Origin of the sequence: Psychromonas ingrahamii 37 (assembly GCF_000015285.1) — a bacterium.
Classification (GTDB): Bacteria; Pseudomonadota; Gammaproteobacteria; order Enterobacterales; family Psychromonadaceae; genus Psychromonas; species Psychromonas ingrahamii.
This window is the reverse complement of record NC_008709.1, coordinates 3448451-3465712: the sequence shown is the minus strand read 5'-3', so window position 1 is coordinate 3465712 and position 17262 is coordinate 3448451. Positions and strand designations below refer to the sequence as shown.

Here is a 17262-nt window from a genome sequence, read left to right as displayed (position 1 = left end):
TCTAATAGAAGCCACGTGGTTTTTGTAATTCTAAGAGCTGTCTCACAAAAAATACAATAAATCAATTGTTTTTGTTAATTCGTGCCATAAAAAATGGTTGTTTACGCTATTTAGATTTTTTGTCTCCCTTGTAATTACCCTGTAGAACCTATCAATGCTGGATTCATTGGTGTTGATTTTTTTTTGAAATTATTTTGATTTCTGATATAAGATTGATATTTATCAATTTATCTGAGTGGTTGCACTAAGCAATATTTAGGGATTTAAATCCATAATACTCTTACCTTGAAGCGCCGTCGTTTGCTTTAAATGTTTTTTTATTAAGCTGCTGAGCTTTGTCGCATCCCAATGCTTTAGTTCGCTGCTACATGCTTGCTCTAATATTTTAATTTCCTTCAAAAACTTTTTTTCATCTTCTTTAGATAAAAGGATAAATTCGGTTAATTGTGAAAGACTTTTCAGATTGACCTTTTTTCCGTGTAAAAAAATGAGCAATTTTTGATAAACCAGTGGTGCATTATTTTGCTGCAGCGCATCCTGCAGATTTAAATATGCCTGATTAGCAACTGGCATTGAGTGCACTTTCTGTTGTACATGCCGGCGACGATAAGAGAGGTGGTAAAGGAGTAATGTTATTAATCCTAATAGCAACAGAGCTGTTATTATCTGCCAGTAGATTAAGTGGCCATTATCAATTTTAACGGTTGTAGCAGCAGGTTTATTGATGTTTTCCTGCGCTTTTTCGGAACGGGTCGCTTGTTTATCGACACCTAGAATAGTCAGGGTTTGTGCCGGCAAAACCGCATATTCCTGTTTGTCCGTAAGACTATTCCACCAGGGGATTTTTATTTCCGGCAAGGTTAACTCTCCCGCTTGGTCTGGTATTATTGCGTGGCGCATGGTTCTTTGTGAATATAATAGTCCATTTGACTGTCCCTCTTTTATTTCATCTTGATCCGGGTAAAAGCGTAACCCCTTCGGATAATTGAAAGAGATAGTTGGTAATTTATCTTTATTAATGGAAGCAATTTGCAGTGTAATAGTGCGAGTGATGGGGTCGCCCAGATGATAATCTGGTTGTGTTAATGGGGTGTTGTCAAGCAAACGTACATCTTCACTGACTAGCCATTCGCCCTGATAATCGGTAGGTTTATCTTTTACTTGTAGCTGGAGACCGTCACCGCGAACATTAATGGGGACAGAAATGACCTGGTTTTGCCGATTACTGAGATTAACTACTTTTCTTAAATCTCCGCTTAACAATGGAGAATTGATCATAAAATCACCGGCTTTACTGGTGGTTATTTGGAACTGTCGTGTAATCGTCTTATAACGAATACCGTTGCGAACGGCCTCCCCATTTTGATCTTGGCCATAAACCTCAATCTCCGCATCCTTTAGTTCCGGGCCGATAAGATTCATATTTTCAGTCGCTTGCGAAATATAGAGTCGCGTGGTGAAGATCAACGGTTGCCCTATATAAAGGCTGGCTTTGTTAATACTGTTTTCCATAAAAACTTGGTTATCGGCTATTTTAGTCGCCTGCTTTGAGGCTGGAGTAACAGATATTTGGATTTCCCGTGTTTTTAGCGGGCCAATTTTTAATACTGGAATACTCAGATTTCCAGTGATTTTTGCTTGTAGCCTGATTTGCCACTGGGTTTGTTGGGTGAAATTGCCGTTAATATATTGGCTGCGCTGACTTTTTGAAGGTCGAAAAACAGTGAACTCTTTTTCAAGTGACCTTGTATCTAGTTGGTAATCGGAATCACTATCATCAATCTCGATGTTTAAAACAAAAATATCACCTAATGAAACCTGATTATTACTCACTGAGGTAAGTACTTGCGGCGTGGCTGATAACAGCTGACTATAAAAAAATCCTACAAACAGGGCGATAAAAATTGATGATTTAATGCGCATTACCAGATAACTCCATTGTTTTCTTGCTGGACTGAATTTGATTGTGCTCTTTTTTGATATTCAAGACGCATTTTATTACGTAATAATATTGAGGGATCATCAGGCATATTTTTTAACCAATTAGGCAGCGCCTCAAGCTCCTGATTCACCTCGGGCTGTTCTGTACTCTGTACTTCTTTTGCTGTCATTTGCTGCTTGTCGTTTGTCTGCTGCTCGTTATTTTTTTGCTGCTCGTTATTTTTCTGCTGCTCGTTATTTTTTTGCTGCTCGCTGTTTTTCTGTTGCTCGTTATTTTTTTGCTGCTCGCTGTTTTTCTGTTGCTCGTTATTTTTTTGCTGCTCGTTATTTTTCTGCTGCTCGTTATTTTTCTGCTGCTCGTTATTTTTCTGCTGCTCGTTATTTTTCTGCTGCTCGTTATTTTTCTGCTGCTCGTTATTTTTCTGCTGTTCGTTATTTTTTTGCTGCTCGCTGTTTTTCTGTTGCTCGCTATTTTTCTGTTGTTCGTTATTTTTTTGCTGCTCGCTATTTTTCTGTTGTTCGTTATTTTTTTGCTGTTCGCTGTTTTTCTGTTGCTCGCTGTCCTCCTGTTTACTTTGTTGTTCTTTTAATTGTTTTAATAAATCAATATTCTCCTGAGCCTCTTTTAACGTCGGGTTTAACTTGAGCGATTGTTGATATGCGGCAATGGCTTTATCTGCATTGTGCAACTGTGCATAAGCATTACCCTGATTATAAAAGGCGGCAGCACTTTCGGGTCTATTAATAGTCGCTTGGGTAAATTTCGTTAATGCCTGCTGATATTGTTTGTTTTTATATAAAGCACTGCCTTTTTCCAGTGGGCTATCATATAACTCACGAGCTTGTGCATAGTCTTGATTTTGGTAGGCCTGAAATGCATTTTGTTGGTTGTTTTTCCATATTGAAGCTTGCACTTCGGGTGTTGCAACCGGCAGCGTCAGGGCTAATAACAGAGTGTAAAAAAGGCCTTTTCTAAACAGTAATAAAAACAGTGGCATTAATAAAAAAGCCAGCCAATAACCATCATCGACAGCCAGTTTATTTTTTCCCTGCTGCTGCGATTCTTTTTTAACACCCTGGTTAACCGAAAACTGTTTGGATAATTGCTCTATATCAGTGTTTCTATTACTCACATTGACATATAAGCCGCCGCTTGCACGGGTTATATCAATCAAGGGGGGGATATTTAAGGTAGGAATCACTATTTGTCCGGCCTGATCTTTTAATAAACCACCCTCAGGCAGTTTAATGGGGGCTCCCTGTTGACTGCCCATGGCAAGTATTGAAACAATCCAGGGACTGCCTTTTAATCTGTTTATCATTATTGCTGCGCTGTTTGGGTCAATGCCATCGGTGATAAAAACAATATGCCCCTGCTGATAACCGGCATTTTTGAGCAGTGTGATAGCTTGCTCTAAAGCCAAATCGGCTCGCGAACCTGTCACCGGCATAATCGTTGGTGAAAGAGAGGGAATATGGTTGATGATAGCATTCCCGTCTGTGGTTAAAGGCGAAATAGTAAAGGCATCTCCCGCATAGGCAATTAAGCCTTTTTCACCTTCTTCCCAGCTTTTAACCAAGTCAATGACTTTATATCTTGCCTGACTTAAACGGTCTGGTTTAGCATCTGTGGCATACATCGAATAGGAAAGATCCAGGGCAATGACTTGTGCTTTGTGCATTTCGTAAACCGGTAAATCATGCTGCCGCCAAGAGGGCCCCGACAGGGAAATGCAGGCAATAATCGCTAGTAAGTTAAAGGCTAAGAAGACTGAAAAGGTATTTTTAGGGACCTTTACTAAGTGCTCGCTTAAGTGTGCGGCAATCAAACTCTGATGTTGTTGTTTTTTGCCGGTTTGATAACGAAATAAGGCCAATAAAAAAACAGCAGCAAGACCCAGCAACCAAAATGGACGTAAAAATTCTAAAGGTATTAAACTGGTGTCAGGCAGCATACGATCCCCTTAATTTAAGCGTAATAACAAAAACAGATAACAGTATCAGTGCCGTTGATAATGGCCAATAAAAGAGATTTTTTTCCGGGCGAAACGTAAGAGAATCAGTGTCAATCGGCTCTAATTTATTCAGTGTTTGATAGATATTTTGTAATTCAGTTTGGTTACGTGCTCTAAAGTATTTTCCGCCGGTCAGATTAGCTATTTCAGTTAATGTTTTTTCATCCAAATCAGCTGAAGGGTTGATACGTTGATTGCCAAACAGTCCGCGTTTAATCATCTGCTCTGCCCCCATTCCTATGGTATAGATAGTGATATTATTTTTAGCGGCTTGTTTAGCCGCCTGTATCGGCTCTATGCTGCCGGAATTATTTGCACCATCACTGACTAGAATAAGAACGCGCTGCTCATTTTTGTTTTCTACAAAACGCTTTATGGCCATGGCAATTGACTCACCAATCGCGGTGCGGGTGCCTGCCAAACCTATTTCACTTTCATCAACCATTTGTTGAATCGTTTTTAAATCAAAGGTCAGTGGTGTTTGCAGATAGGCATGATCGGCAAACAGGATCAGCCCTAAACGATCGCCCTGACGTTGCTTAATAAAGGTTTTTAATAAATCCTTGAGCAGGGTTAATCTGTCGACTGTTTGCCCGTTTAGGGGCATATCCACTTCCTGCATGCTGCCTGATAAATCAAGGGATATGATCATGTCACGACTTTGTTGCTGCAGGCGGATGGGATCGCCAAACCAAACGGGTTTGGCTAAGGCCGTTAGTAATAACAACCAGGCGAGCCAGGGAATACTCGATTTTAAAATTCCCCTTTGAGAGGATGAATGTTGTTCGCTCAAACCTTCTGCCAGTGGGATCCAAACCTGGGTATAGTTTATCTTTTTTGCTTTTAATAAATACCTGACGAGTAGCGGCAGCGGCAGAAGGAAAAAGATCCATAAATAAATAAATTCAAACATTATTGTGTTTCTCTTCGGTTATGTCGCGTGTTTTTTTTATCTGTTTATGCAAACCGGTTATCCATTTTTTGGCCTGCTCAAAATCACCTTTGGAACAGGCTGGCGCAGGGTTGTCATAGAGCCGTTTTATAAAATGCGGTTTATCATTAAAAAGGGGCGTTTGTGAATAAGACTGTAAAAAATCAAACCACTGCTCTCCATGTAATGATGCGACTTGCCCGCGCGGGAAATATAATAGCGCTACCCCTTTAAGTAATTGATTTAACGTAATGAAGTCAGCGTTAGATTGTTGCAGATGGATTAACTGCTTTAATGCTTTTTTTTGCTTAACTTTTTGTGTTTTATGCTTTTTGAATAAATAGACCGACCCCAGCAGGCAAATAATAACCGCGCTTAATAAAAACCAGTAAATAAGTGCAGGCGGCCAAAACGAGGGCAAAGAGGGGGCCAGTATGTCATTGAGTTGTGCCAGTGGATTTTGATTATTTTGCAGAGACATGAAACTGATCCAATAATGAGCGTGCAGCTGAAATCTGATAAAGGGGAATGCCCTGTTTTGTAAACAGTTTAGCTACCTTGTGCTGGCGTTGACTGGCTGCCTTCTGGTAATCCTGCAGCGATTTTTTTTGCTTGAAAAACCCACTGCCCTGTAAACTATTTATTTTAAGATTGTCCTGCTGCACACTGTTGGGTAAGGCTAACTCCAGCGGATCAGATACCTGCCAGGCATTAATTTGATTATGCCTGCGGATCTGGCTAATTAATTTTTGGCACTGCTCATCGAGCTGCGAAAAATCACTGATTAAATGCACTTGGCTGCCGGTCTGTACTAAATAGGAAAGGCGTTTAAGCTGCACTAATAATGATTGTGATTGTGATTGTGATTGAGATTGAAGTTCCGCTTTAAAGGGGCGGCTCGCACAGAGTTGTGCACTTTGATGCAGAAATGCCATTAAACCAGTATTTCTTCCGGTCGGTTTTAGTTCAGCCACTTGTTGCTGGTTAAAGACGATGCCGCCAAGGCGATCATTACGCTGCTTTGCCTGCCAACTGAGCAGGGCGGCAAGATGACAGGCCTGCACTGACTTAAACACAAACTGACTGCCAAAAATCATACTGTCAGAAAGATCTAACAGGATAAAAACCGGACGTTCTTTTTCTTCCTGAAATAACTTGGTATGTGCTTTACCGGTGCGCGCAGTGACAGACCAATCAATGCTGCGTATATCATCACCCGCCTGATAATGACGTACTTCGGCAAACTCCATGCCCCGGCCTTTGATTTTGGCCAGATAATTTCCGGAAAGCGGTTTGTAAGCAGCGCTGTTTGCCGGCCTTAATTGTATTTTGGCCTGCTTTTTATAACACAATAATTCGCTTAGGCTGACATCAATACCGGTTTGATAAGGGCTATCGTTAAACAGGGCATTTTTTGCTTTTAGATTTGTCATTAGGCTGGAATGGCTACCTGATTGATGATCTCTTGAATAACACTATTCGCATTAATACCTTGCGCTTCCGCTTCGTAGCTTAAAATAAGGCGGTGGCGTAAAACCGGATAAAGATTTTGAATAATATCATCGGGCATTACAAAGTCTCGGCCGTCAAGCCATGCACGGGCTTTTGCCGTGCGCATTAACGCCAATGTCGCCCGCGGGCTGGCACCATAACTGATCCACTCTTTTAATTGCGACCCGTAATTCTGCGGCTGGCGTGTTGCAATGATTAAATCAATCAGATACTGCTCTAAATGAGGTGCCATTTTGACGGTCATTATTTCCTGGCGAATAGTGAAAATCTGCTCATTTAAAAGTGGCGTGACCTCGGCAATTTTTTCTTTGAGGATCTCTTTCTGATTGAGCTTTAAAATTTCTTTTTCTGTTTCAGCATTAGGGTAATCAAGCTCCAGATGCATAATAAAGCGGTCCAGTTGCGCTTCAGGCAATGGATAGGTACCTTCCTGCTCAAGCGGATTTTGGGTCGCCATCACTAAAAAAAGTTCCGGCAACGGGTAGGTTGTTTTACCAACCGTAATCTGCCGTTCAGCCATTGCCTCAAGCAATGCTGACTGTACTTTTGCCGGCGCGCGGTTTATTTCATCTGCAAGAATTAAGTTATGAAAAAGAGGGCCTTTTTCAAAAATAAACTCGCCTGTTTCCTGGCGAAAAATATCTGTACCAGTGAGATCAGAAGGCAGTAGATCCGGGGTAAATTGAATACGGTGAAAATCGCCCTCAATACCCTTGGAAAGAGCATTAATAGCGCGTGTCTTAGCGAGTCCCGGCGGGCTTTCAACAAGAATATGACCATCAGCAAGTAATGCAATGAGTAAACCATCAACGAGTTCACTTTGTCCTAGGATCATTTTATTCAGATAACTGCGTAATGCGTCAAGCTGTTGTTTTGCCATAGTTATAATCTACTTAAAATTAAGGTGGTGGAAAATATACTGCGATTAAGGGACTATCTCAAGTGAAAAAAGTTCCCCGTTTTTAAATATTCACTGGCAGTTAATCTGAGTAATTTGGGTATGTAATGATTAATCACTAATATTTATGACTTTTCTCATGGTTTTTCAACCTAAAGTAAGTATCCTTGCTGTTAGGCAATTTTGTGTTAAATTTTGGATTTTTTAATAAAAAATTGCGTATAATCGTCCATTATACTCATATCCTTAATATTTTTGGAAAAAGGAATCAATCAGTCTTAGATTCAGGATCTAATATTGGGTGTGTTTTATTATTAGTTTCAAGGAGAAAATAATGAGTGAATTAGAATCCGTTCTTTGGCATATTGCAGGTTATGCTGCGATACCTACTATTTTTGTTGCCGGTTTTATTGGCGTTTCTGTTGCAGCCATTATTGTTTTAAAAATATCCGGTGCAACCCCAATCACAGATAAAGTCTCTTAATAGACGATTGATGTCGAGCTTAATATTTACTGGAGGGTAAGTTATTGCATATCTATATTATGCGTCATGGGGAAGCTGAGATGCTCGCCCACTCAGATTCAGAAAGAGCATTAACTGCGCTTGGACGTTTAGAGTCAGAAATGATGGCTAGTTACTTGGCGAATCAAAATATATCTTTTGATGCTGTGTTGGTCAGCCCATATTTACGTGCCCAACAAACTTGGCAGTCGGTTTGTCCTTATTTTTCTGCCGTTGCAAATGTACAAACCTTGCCGTTTTTAACCCCGGGAGGCAGCGCTCGTAAATCGGTTAATGAAATTCTGGCTTTGCAGGCTGCAGGCGTGCAAAAACTGTTGATTGTGTCTCATTTACCTCTGGTGGGATATATAGTGGGGGAGTTAGCCCCAGAGGCCGGTGTACCCGCTTTTTCGACTTCCGCCGTTGGCATTGTCGAACTGGATGAAGATGGCTTCGGAAATCTTCATAGTTTAACCAGTGTTGCACAACTTTCGAATCAATAAGACCAAATCAATAAGACAATGGCTTTAATATATCCAATTAAGTGACTGCATTAATATCACTATGTTAATGTTGTTTGTGATCATTTTTTCCTGATTTTAGGCATTTAATCTTCACTATTATTGGTGCTTGGTGCTTGGTGCTTAGTGTTTGCGTACCCTATTTGCACAGTCAGCAATATCAGCGTGGGTCTTATTATTATCTTCTTCTTCTTCTTCTTCTTTATATCTCGCGTTGGGGACAGTATAAAAGTGATGGATAAAGATGATGATATTTTCAGGGTTATTGACGAAATGACCTTATTTCATGTATTGATTCGAAAATGGACTGAGCTGATAACCTATCCCAACAGTTTAATTCTGCAAAAGTCAGTTATTAAATATCAAAGTTCAACATTAAAACAGGTAACAGTATAATCCGCCAGCACCACTGACCTTTCAGGCAGCTACTATTAACTTAGCCGTGGTTTAGGACGTTCAATGCTGTCTATTCCTTTGAGCTTAGCTTGCACTTCAGCTTGTGCTGCAGCTAACTGACTATCTCTTTTGGCAACACTTACAAGTCCTTACGAGAACGGCTTGTTTATCTGCCTATGGTGTTTCTCCCTGCCCGATTTTTCTGATTTTAGCTCGCGAGAGACAGAATAAAAAGACAATCTTATTTCCCCCATCAACAATTAACCATAAACCGCTCACCACCTCCCGTTCAAGCTTTCTTCTGCAAATTTTGTGCATCATGTCTAGTTCCGTAATCTCATAGCAATCAATTGCAGCCTGTTAACTGCGTTTAATCTGTGACAGTTGTCGCGCTTTTTTCAATAAGTCAGAGTAAAAACTTCACTGTTAACAATTCATTAACAATTGAGATAAACGGTTAATACAAACTTTCTAATATACAAAAATACCAACACCGCAGTCTATTGCCCGCTTTGCTTATTTGAGGAGATGAACTTTCAATGGAACAACAAGTTCAACAAATTCACCAAGACAAACCCGTACTTGAGATGAAAAATGTATCCAAAACATTTCCGGGTGTTAAAGCGCTGAATAACGTTTCTCTTACTGTCTATCACTCGGAAGTACATTCTTTAATGGGTGAAAATGGCGCGGGCAAATCCACCCTGATGAAAATACTCTCTGGTGCATATAAGCCGGATCAAGGTAGTCAGATTTTGGTTAATGGCGAGGTAGTTAATATTACCGATCCGCTTTCCGCTAAAAAACAGGGTATAGCGGTTATTTATCAAGAACTTTCTTTATCGCCTAATTTATCCATTGCGGAAAATATTTTTTTGGGAAGCGAAATATCCCGTTATGGCATCGCTGATCAGAAAAGCATGGAAGCACAATCTCAGGATACTTTAGACCGTTTGGGAGTGATTTTTTCACCGAGTACTAAAGTTTCTATGCTTTCAATTGCCGAGCAGCAGATGATTGAAATCGCCAGAGCAGTGCATAGCAATGCCAAAATATTAGTGATGGATGAGCCAACAACTGCACTTTCTACACGTGAGACAGGACATCTTTTTACCTTGATTCACAAACTTCGGGAACAGGGGTTGGCCATTATTTATATTTCCCATCGAATGTCTGAAATATATGAGTTGTCCGATAGATGCTCAGTATTAAGAGATGGTTGTTATGTGGGTACCTTAAGCAAAGAGGAGCTGTCATCTGATTCGTTAGTGAAGATGATGGTTGGCCGGGACATTTCTGGCTTTTATAAAAAAGATCCTTTACACCTCTGTACACGGGGAGAAAAAATCCTTGAAATTAAGGGGCTTTCCGATGGACAAAAAGTAAAAAACTGCTCTTTCGCGCTACATCAGGGAGAAGTTCTGGCGATTGCCGGTCTGGTCGGATCCGGGCGCACCGAATTAGCCCGATTAATTTTTGGGGCAGATAAAAAAAGCACTGGCGAGATTTTTTTGAACGGTAAGCTGGTGAATATCACGTCACCCAAAGTGGGGATCGATATGGGCATACTCTATCTTACGGAAGATCGCAAACATCAGGGTTTATTCCTCGATATGGATGTGTCTAATAACATTAATATCCTCGCTTTTTCTAAAGACTGTAATAACTCTAAAATGCTCAACTTACCTAAGAGCGAATCAAGAGCGAAAAAGGCTATCGCCTCATTAGGTATTCGCGTCGCTAGTGCAAAAGTGGGAGTGGGTACCTTGTCAGGGGGGAATCAGCAGAAAGTTTTGTTATCTAGGCTCCTTGAAATAGCGCCTAAGGTACTGATTCTTGATGAACCAACACGCGGTGTTGATGTTGGTGCCAAATCAGAAATCTACAAAATTATTAATGATCTGGTTCAAAAAGGGGTTGCCGTATTAGTGATTTCAAGTGAATTGCCAGAAGTGATCGGTCTCGCTGACCGGGTGTTGGTGATGCACGAGGGAGAGATTTCCGGTGAATTGACACATGGAAAAGATGAACTCAATCAAAACAATATTATGAAGCTGGCCGCTGGTGCCTAGACAGTTGTTTTTTACTAAAATTAAGAAAGAGAGTCATGATGAATACTACTACAAAGAGTTCAACTGCACCTGCTGCTTTAACAAAATTAGCAGCTCAAAAAAATAAATTTTCTCTGCGTCTGATGCTTAAAACCGTTGGCATGTTACCTGTTCTCATTATTTTGTGTATCGGTTTTGAAATGCTGAGCGGGCGTTTTATGTCCTGGAGTAACCTGTCGATCGTTGCCCAGCAGGCTTCAATAAATACGGTATTAGCCGCAGGCATGACTTTTGTTATTTTAACTGGCGGGATAGATTTATCGGTTGGTTCGATACTTGCCGCTTCGGCAATGGTTGCGGTGATCGTCTCCAAATTTCCTGAACTGGGTATGCTCGGCATTCCCGCTGCGCTGTTAGTTGGTACATTTTTTGGACTGTTAAACGGCAGCCTCATTGCTTATCTAAAGTTACCTCCTTTTATTGTCACTCTGGGGGCTTTGACGGCAGTACGAGGAATTGCAAGGTTAATGGGCAACGATACGACTGTTTTTAACCCTGATATGCCCTTTGATTTTATTGGTAACGGTACTCTTTTTGGCATCCCCTGGTTGATTATTATCGCATTCTTCGTCGTTATCGTCTCCTGGTTTATATTAAAAAGAACAGTGTTAGGTATCCATATTTATTCTGTAGGGGGTAATGAGAATGCGGCAAGACTGTCAGGTATTAAAGTTGCCGGCGTATTACTTTTTGCTTACGGAATGTCAGGACTACTTTCCGGGCTAGGCGGGGTTATGTCAGCTGCCCGTCTGTATGCAGCTAATGGTACACAGCTAGGTACCGCCTACGAACTTGATGCGATCGCGGCCGTTATTTTGGGTGGTACCAGCTTTGTTGGAGGAATAGGGTCGATTTGGGGAACTTTAATTGGGGCATTAATTATCGCCGTGCTGACTAACGGGCTGGTTCTAACCGGGGTTCCTGATGTTTGGCAATATATTATCAAAGGCTTAATTATTATCGGTGCTGTGGCTTTAGACCGTTATCGTTTACAGGGCAATACAAGAACATAAAAGATTAACTAACAGTTTACCCACGGGTCGCCATAAAACGGTGGCAACCCAACTACTTGAATGAAAAATGGAGATTACAATGAAAGGCTTAAAATATTTGGCAATGACTGGCGTGCTTTTTGCGGGAATCAGCACTTCTAGCTATGCAGGAGAACTCAATAAAATAGGTGTATCACTCGGCTCTATGGGCAATCCGTTTTTTGTGGCTTTAGCCAGCGGTGCTGAAGCTGAAGCAAAAAAAATCAATCCTAACGTTGAAGTGCTGGCATTAGGTTATGATTACGATTTGGGTAAGCAGTTTAATCAGATTGATAACTTTATTGCAGCCGGTGTGGACTTAATCCTGTTAAATCCAGGCGATCCTAATGCGATTGAACCTGCGATTAAAAGAGCACAAAAAGCGGGTATTGTTGTTGTCTCAGTTGATACGGCTGCTAAGGGTTCTGATGCCACAGTGACGACTGATAATGTCAGTGCCGGTGCCGTAGCCTGTCAATATATTGTCGAAAAATTAGAGGGTAAAGGTAATGTTATTATTCAGAACGGACCGCAAGTGTCGGCTGTTATCGATCGCGTGAATGGTTGTAAGGAAGTCTTAAAAGCAGCACCGGGAATCACCATTTTATCTGATGATCAAGACGGTAAAGGTTCTCGAGATGGTGGTATGTCTGTGATGTTAGGACATCTGACTCGTTTTAGTGAAATTGATGCCGTATTTGCAATCAATGACCCGCAGGCAATTGGTGCAGATTTAGCGGCTAAGCAGCTTAAAAGAGATAATATAATTATTACTTCAGTTGATGGCGCACCGGGTATTGTTGCTGCATTAAAAAATCCAGACAGCCCTATGATTCAAGCATCTGGTAGCCAAAATCCATTTGTTATGGCATCAAAAGCAGTGGAGCTCGGATATCAAATAATGAATGGAGAGGTACCTGAAGAGAGTGTAATATTACTTCCTTCTGAGTTGGTGACCCGCGATAATGTTAATGAATACAAAGGTTGGGATGCAGTTCGATAAATTAAAATTTGAGCCATGTTAACTAACATGGCTCTTACCTAATTTCTTATTCCATTTATTTTAAAAAAAAGCGAGTTATTACTTTCGCATGCAGCAGGATGATAAGTGCTAAAAAAACGGATCAAGAATCGCGCACTGACTGCCATGATCACCGCGTGCGTTATGTCTTTTGCGTTAGTTCTGGTAGCCTGGATCGGTTTGAATAAAACCGACCGTATCATTACCCAAATTGAATCAGAGTCTTTACCCGACATTCGAGTGGCTTTAAGACTGGCGGAAGGTGTAGCACAGTTAACTGCATTAGCTCCTAACGTCTCCTTGACAAACCAACCCTCTCTGCTTAATCAGCTGCAAATTCGTTTACAGCAACGCTTTGATAAACTCTTTGAAATTGTCAAAATCATTTCTGACGATGAGTTCAAAACAAAGCTGCTGCAGCAGTTAAACGGGATTCAAAAAAGTTCCTTACAATTAATCTCTGTGGAGCAGCAGAATTTATTCCTGTCAGAAAAACTACTCAGCCGACGTTATCAATTGAAATTTTCTGCTTTTAAAAATGAATTAAAACGTTTTTCCAGCAACATCCCTGCACTGCAGGAGATTGATTATTTAATCGACTTCCTGATCGATCCCGGTGCTTACCAAAATGATTTAATTGTTAACATCTTAAATGGGTTACCGGAGCAAAAAACACAAAATTCAAAGGAATTATTAGCATTTTTGAATTTCGCTAAAGAAAATATCAGCGCGCGCGTCAATAATGACAAACGTAAGCGATTTTTGCTGGTTTCGATGCGTGTACAATCGGAATCCTTAAGTAACTTTGTCAACGTGTTTGCTAATTCAATTCAAGATAAAGTTGTTACTCAGCAGCAGCAGGCCCATCGCTTGATAAAACAAGTGTTCTGGGGAATGCTGGTCATGATGGTTCTCTTAATTCTCACTGTGGTTATTAACTATGGTAGGAACCTGCGCGTTTTAAATGATCTGACGACGGTCACCGATGACATGGTCAGGTTATCTAACGGAGGGATGCGCGAGGGCGCAGTATCAAAAAAAAACCAGGATGAAGTTGGGGAGTTGTTCGAGGCATATTTAATTTTTCAAGAGTATACGTTGCAGATCCAGCAAGTCGGTAATGATCTAGAGCAACAGAAATTACTGTTAGAAACAATTTTTAACAGCATGAATGACGGGTTAAGTGTTTTTTCTGCTGATAATCGCTTACTTACCTGGAATAAAAACTATATTAATTTACTCGGCTTGACTGAGCGGGATATCTATCCACAAATGCCGCTTGAAGATATTATTCGGTTAATAAGTCGTGCAGGGGAAGAGTTTAAAGATATTAATGGTCACTTTATCGATATTCATCAATGGACAATCAAGCGCCATACTTCTAGTCAATTTGTTGAGCGCCATGATCAAGCAGGAAGAATTATTGAGTTTCGCAGTCAGCCCATGACTAATGGTGGGTTTATCACGCTGATTCAAGACTTAACCTATCGCCGCGAGACCGAGTTGCAGTTACAGCAAGCTATTAAGATGGAAGTGCTGGGTAAATTAACCGGTGGTGTATCCCATGATTTTAATAATTTTTTAACCACCATTCTTGGTAATCTGCAATTATTAGAGTTACAACCTGGCTTGAATGACCGCCAGCGAAAATATTTGAATCGTGCTTTGAAAGCCACTGAAAAAGGCACTGAATTAATAAAAAAACTGCTTGCCTTCAGCCACAATAGATTTCTTGAGCCCGAACTGGTTATTTTGGATGAGTCGATTAAAGATATTGCGGATTTACTTCAATACAGTGTATCAGATGGTATTCAATTTATTTTTGATTTAGGAAATATAGATAAACCGGTAAAAATAGACAGAATTCAATTTCAAAATGCGTTACTTAATTTGACTCTGAATGCTAATGCGGCTATTTCCGGAAAAGGCAGTATTAAGATCAGCACGCGCATAATCCGTAAAAAAAATACCCATTGGCTAAGGATTTCCGTTGCAGATAATGGTAAGGGGATCCCCTATGAAATTCAGCATCGTGTATTTGAAGCCTTTTTTACCACTAAAGAGATCGGCGCCGGCACGGGATTAGGTTTAAGCTCTGTGCACGGATATGTGCAGCGTTCGGGGGGGGAAATTGGCATTAAATCTAAACCCCATGAGGGCACAACCGTATGGATGGAATGGCCGGTTGAGGAGCAATCATTTCCTATCAGTAAGATTGGTTCTACCCGTACCGAAGCAAAGGCAGAGCCAAGCGTATTACTCCTTGTCGAAGATGATCTGCAAGTTGCCGAGACAATGAAAGATTTTTTAGCGATTAGATTTCCTGACGTTAAACATTTCCCAAGTGCCGACAAAGCTTGGCGGTGGATTTTAAAAAATAATCAAAAAATTATTGGCATACTCAGTGATGTTCATTTAATCAATTCAATTTCCGGCATTGAACTAAGAGATAAAGTACAGTACCGCTATCCTGAATTGCCCTATTTTTTATATTCTGGAATGGCAAAGGAAGCGATTGAAAAACAGTTTGATTGTAAGATTGAATGTAATTTTATTAATAAACCAGTGACTTATAAAGACATAGCTAACATCATTATTGGTACAAATGCAGATAATGACGTAAAAGGAGAGGTATGAAAAATATCATTAGCAAGATTATGATCGCTGGTATTGTGTTGTTGGGAAGCGTCACCTCTAAAGCCTTTGCTTTAACGGTTGCAATCAGTTTGGTGGATCTGTCCAATCCTTTTTTTATTATGCTTGCCGAAGAGATTTCTGCACAGTTAGAGGCTCAGGTTGAAGGCCAGTTAACTATTTATGTGCATTCAAGTGCCTACGATCTTAATCAGCAAAACCAGCAAATTAAAGATTTTATTAACAAAGAGGTGGATATCATTTTCATCTCTGCTTCTGCCAGTGATGCTATTGAACCGAGTATAATAAGCGCTCGCGAAAAAGGAATAATAGTCGCCGCAGTAGATATTGAATCACGGGGGGCTGATATCAGCATTACCTCTGATAATTTTCAGGCGGGTCAGTTATCCTGCCAATATCTAGTGGATAGGCTTGGGGGAAAGGGTGAAATTGCAATTATCAATGGTTGGACAACAATATCATCAACCAGTAATCGTGTCGCAGGCTGCCGTGATCTATTAAAAAAATATCCCGGAATCAAGCTTGTTTCATACTCTCACAATGGCAGCGGAAGTTTCAGTGGCGGACTGGAAAGTATGACTTATCTTATGCTCGAATATCCGAATCTAGAGGCGGTATTTGCCATTAATGATCTCGCCGCCTTAGGCGCAGAAGAAGCGGCCAAACAGTCCGGAAACAATAAGATCATAATAGCTTCTGTGGATGGCTCCCCTTTGTTCTTAGAACACCTTAAATTAAAAGACAGTCTATTAGTCGCCACCGCTGCACAGTTTCCTCGCGCGATAGCCCAAAAAGCAGTTATTCTCGCGTTACAAAAACTCAGAGAAACATCCGCAGGCCATACGACAGAGTTAATACCTACTGAATTAGTGACCAAACAGAATGTCAGTCAATTTAGCAACTGGGATAAAACAAAATGAAAGATTATGACCAACTTGCCGATCAGCTACGCGACAAATCATTAAAATTAAGGGCTGGAGCGCAATACTGGATTGCATTAGCAGGCGCTCCGGGCAGTGGGAAAAGCACACTTGCCGAGGCATTGAAGTCTCGTTTGGGTGAACTGCTTACCATTATTCCGATGGACGGTTTTCACTACTATCGCCATGAACTGGATAAAATGAACGACCCTGCAGAAGCTTATGCCCGCCGCGGGGCGCCATTTACTTTTAATGCCCCAAAGTTTGTCAATGCAGTGATTAAAGCGCGCCAAGAAGGTGAAGGACTGTTTCCCGGTTTTGATCATAATAGCGGCGACCCCGTTGAAAATGATATTTCATTAAACAAAGATAGCAAGATCGTTTTAATTGAAGGTAACTATTTATTGCTCGATGAGAAACCCTGGTCACAACTGCAGAATAAGGTGTTTGATGAAACTTGGTTCTTGTATGTGCCGCTGCCTGAATGTAATAGACGTGTCTGCGCACGTCATATGAAAACGGGGTTAACAAAACAACAAGCACAGCACCGAGTAGCAAGTAACGATAGTCTTAATGCGCAGCTGGTGACTGAGGTTTCAATCAAAAATGCGCAGCGAATAATTCGCATAAACTAAAGATCAGATAGAAATCAAAAAATAAAAAACTAGCCGCTTAATACTTAAAACAGAGGCGATTTTTCCTGATTTGTTGTTGTAGTTTATAATTATGGAACATTTTTATTGTTATTTATTATGAAAAACGGCTAAATACAGAGAATAATATTTCCTAAAATCAAGGTGTAAATTGT

The 17262-nt window shown here is 40.6% G+C and carries 15 protein-coding genes; 9 read left to right on the top strand and 6 right to left on the bottom strand.

From position 1 onward, the window contains the following. Positions 1-255: 255 nt before the first annotated feature. The 6 genes from PING_RS14530 to PING_RS14505 are packed head-to-tail and all read right to left on the bottom strand — an operon-like array spanning position 256 to position 7279. The gene (locus PING_RS14530) at positions 256-1923 is read right to left on the bottom strand and encodes a BatD family protein (protein ID WP_011771078.1); all 1668 of its coding nucleotides are present in this window, start codon (positions 1921-1923) and stop codon (positions 256-258) included. Continuing rightward, on the bottom strand, positions 1923-3896 hold the full coding sequence (locus PING_RS14525) for a vWA domain-containing protein (RefSeq protein WP_011771077.1): 1974 nt from the start codon (positions 3894-3896) through the stop codon (positions 1923-1925). The genes PING_RS14530 and PING_RS14525 overlap by 1 nt, the downstream gene beginning before the upstream one ends. After that, entirely contained in the window at positions 3886-4869 is a 984-nt protein-coding gene (locus tag PING_RS14520) for a VWA domain-containing protein (protein WP_011771076.1), read from the bottom strand. Before PING_RS14520 ends, PING_RS14525 begins: the two co-directional genes overlap by 11 nt. Further along, on the bottom strand, positions 4862-5368 hold the full coding sequence (locus PING_RS14515) for a DUF4381 domain-containing protein (RefSeq protein WP_011771075.1): 507 nt from the start codon (positions 5366-5368) through the stop codon (positions 4862-4864). Before PING_RS14515 ends, PING_RS14520 begins: the two co-directional genes overlap by 8 nt. Then, the gene (locus PING_RS14510) at positions 5352-6320 is read right to left on the bottom strand and encodes a DUF58 domain-containing protein (RefSeq protein WP_011771074.1); all 969 of its coding nucleotides are present in this window, start codon (positions 6318-6320) and stop codon (positions 5352-5354) included. Before PING_RS14510 ends, PING_RS14515 begins: the two co-directional genes overlap by 17 nt. Beyond that, positions 6320-7279, bottom strand: a complete 960-nt coding sequence (locus PING_RS14505) for an AAA family ATPase (RefSeq protein ID WP_011771073.1) — start codon at positions 7277-7279, stop codon at positions 6320-6322. Before PING_RS14505 ends, PING_RS14510 begins: the two co-directional genes overlap by 1 nt. 352 nt (positions 7280-7631) lie before the next feature. On the opposite strand from PING_RS14505, the gene PING_RS20165 reads away from it, so the two are divergent. The 9 genes from PING_RS20165 (at position 7632) to PING_RS14465 (ending at position 17089) form a co-directional block, all read left to right on the top strand. Continuing rightward, complete coding sequence (locus PING_RS20165; RefSeq protein WP_011771072.1) at positions 7632-7781, top strand: TIGR02808 family protein; 150 nt, start codon at positions 7632-7634, stop codon at positions 7779-7781. A gap of 44 nt (positions 7782-7825) precedes the next feature. Continuing rightward, positions 7826-8302 (top strand): phosphohistidine phosphatase SixA, encoded by a 477-nt coding sequence (gene sixA, locus PING_RS14500; protein ID WP_011771071.1) that lies wholly within the window; start codon positions 7826-7828, stop codon positions 8300-8302. A gap of 144 nt (positions 8303-8446) precedes the next feature. Beyond that, positions 8447-8716: a hypothetical protein gene (locus PING_RS20690; protein WP_157035382.1), complete on the top strand. Its 270-nt coding sequence runs from the start codon at positions 8447-8449 to the stop codon at positions 8714-8716. Positions 8717-9255: 539 nt separating this feature from the next. Beyond that, positions 9256-10788: a sugar ABC transporter ATP-binding protein gene (locus PING_RS14490; protein WP_011771070.1), complete on the top strand. Its 1533-nt coding sequence runs from the start codon at positions 9256-9258 to the stop codon at positions 10786-10788. A gap of 35 nt (positions 10789-10823) precedes the next feature. Beyond that, positions 10824-11840, top strand: a complete 1017-nt coding sequence (locus tag PING_RS14485) for an ABC transporter permease subunit (RefSeq protein WP_011771069.1) — start codon at positions 10824-10826, stop codon at positions 11838-11840. Between the two features lie 79 nt (positions 11841-11919). Continuing rightward, positions 11920-12861, top strand: coding sequence for an ABC transporter substrate-binding protein (locus tag PING_RS14480; RefSeq protein ID WP_011771068.1), 942 nt, complete (start codon positions 11920-11922; stop codon positions 12859-12861). 105 nt (positions 12862-12966) lie between these two features. Beyond that, positions 12967-15516: a PAS-domain containing protein gene (locus PING_RS14475; protein WP_041766532.1), complete on the top strand. Its 2550-nt coding sequence runs from the start codon at positions 12967-12969 to the stop codon at positions 15514-15516. Then, positions 15513-16454, top strand: a complete 942-nt coding sequence (locus tag PING_RS14470) for a substrate-binding domain-containing protein (protein WP_011771066.1) — start codon at positions 15513-15515, stop codon at positions 16452-16454. Before PING_RS14475 ends, PING_RS14470 begins: the two co-directional genes overlap by 4 nt. Continuing rightward, a complete protein-coding gene (locus tag PING_RS14465; protein WP_011771065.1) occupies positions 16451-17089 on the top strand; it encodes a nucleoside/nucleotide kinase family protein in 639 nt (212 codons plus the stop codon). The genes PING_RS14470 and PING_RS14465 overlap by 4 nt, the downstream gene beginning before the upstream one ends. The last annotated feature ends 173 nt before the right edge of the window (positions 17090-17262 follow it).

Excerpts from the sequence above, each read along its gene's own strand:
- PING_RS14490 (WP_011771070.1), top strand. The coding sequence starts at position 9,256 with ATGGAACAACAAGTTCAACAAATTCACCAAGACAAACCCGTACTTGAG.
- PING_RS20165 (WP_011771072.1), top strand. The coding sequence starts at position 7,632 with ATGAGTGAATTAGAATCCGTTCTTTGGCATATTGCAGGTTATGCTGCG.
- PING_RS14515 (WP_011771075.1), bottom strand. The coding sequence starts at position 5,368 with ATGTCTCTGCAAAATAATCAAAATCCACTGGCACAACTCAATGACATA.
- PING_RS14520 (WP_011771076.1), bottom strand. The coding sequence starts at position 4,869 with ATGTTTGAATTTATTTATTTATGGATCTTTTTCCTTCTGCCGCTGCCG.
- PING_RS14470 (WP_011771066.1), top strand. The coding sequence starts at position 15,513 with ATGAAAAATATCATTAGCAAGATTATGATCGCTGGTATTGTGTTGTTG.
- PING_RS14480 (WP_011771068.1), top strand. The coding sequence starts at position 11,920 with ATGAAAGGCTTAAAATATTTGGCAATGACTGGCGTGCTTTTTGCGGGA.
- PING_RS14465 (WP_011771065.1), top strand. The coding sequence starts at position 16,451 with ATGAAAGATTATGACCAACTTGCCGATCAGCTACGCGACAAATCATTA.
- PING_RS14525 (WP_011771077.1), bottom strand. The coding sequence starts at position 3,896 with ATGCTGCCTGACACCAGTTTAATACCTTTAGAATTTTTACGTCCATTT.
- PING_RS14530 (WP_011771078.1), bottom strand. The coding sequence starts at position 1,923 with ATGCGCATTAAATCATCAATTTTTATCGCCCTGTTTGTAGGATTTTTT.
- PING_RS14485 (WP_011771069.1), top strand. The coding sequence starts at position 10,824 with ATGATGAATACTACTACAAAGAGTTCAACTGCACCTGCTGCTTTAACA.
- PING_RS14505 (WP_011771073.1), bottom strand. The coding sequence starts at position 7,279 with ATGGCAAAACAACAGCTTGACGCATTACGCAGTTATCTGAATAAAATG.
- PING_RS14510 (WP_011771074.1), bottom strand. The coding sequence starts at position 6,320 with ATGACAAATCTAAAAGCAAAAAATGCCCTGTTTAACGATAGCCCTTAT.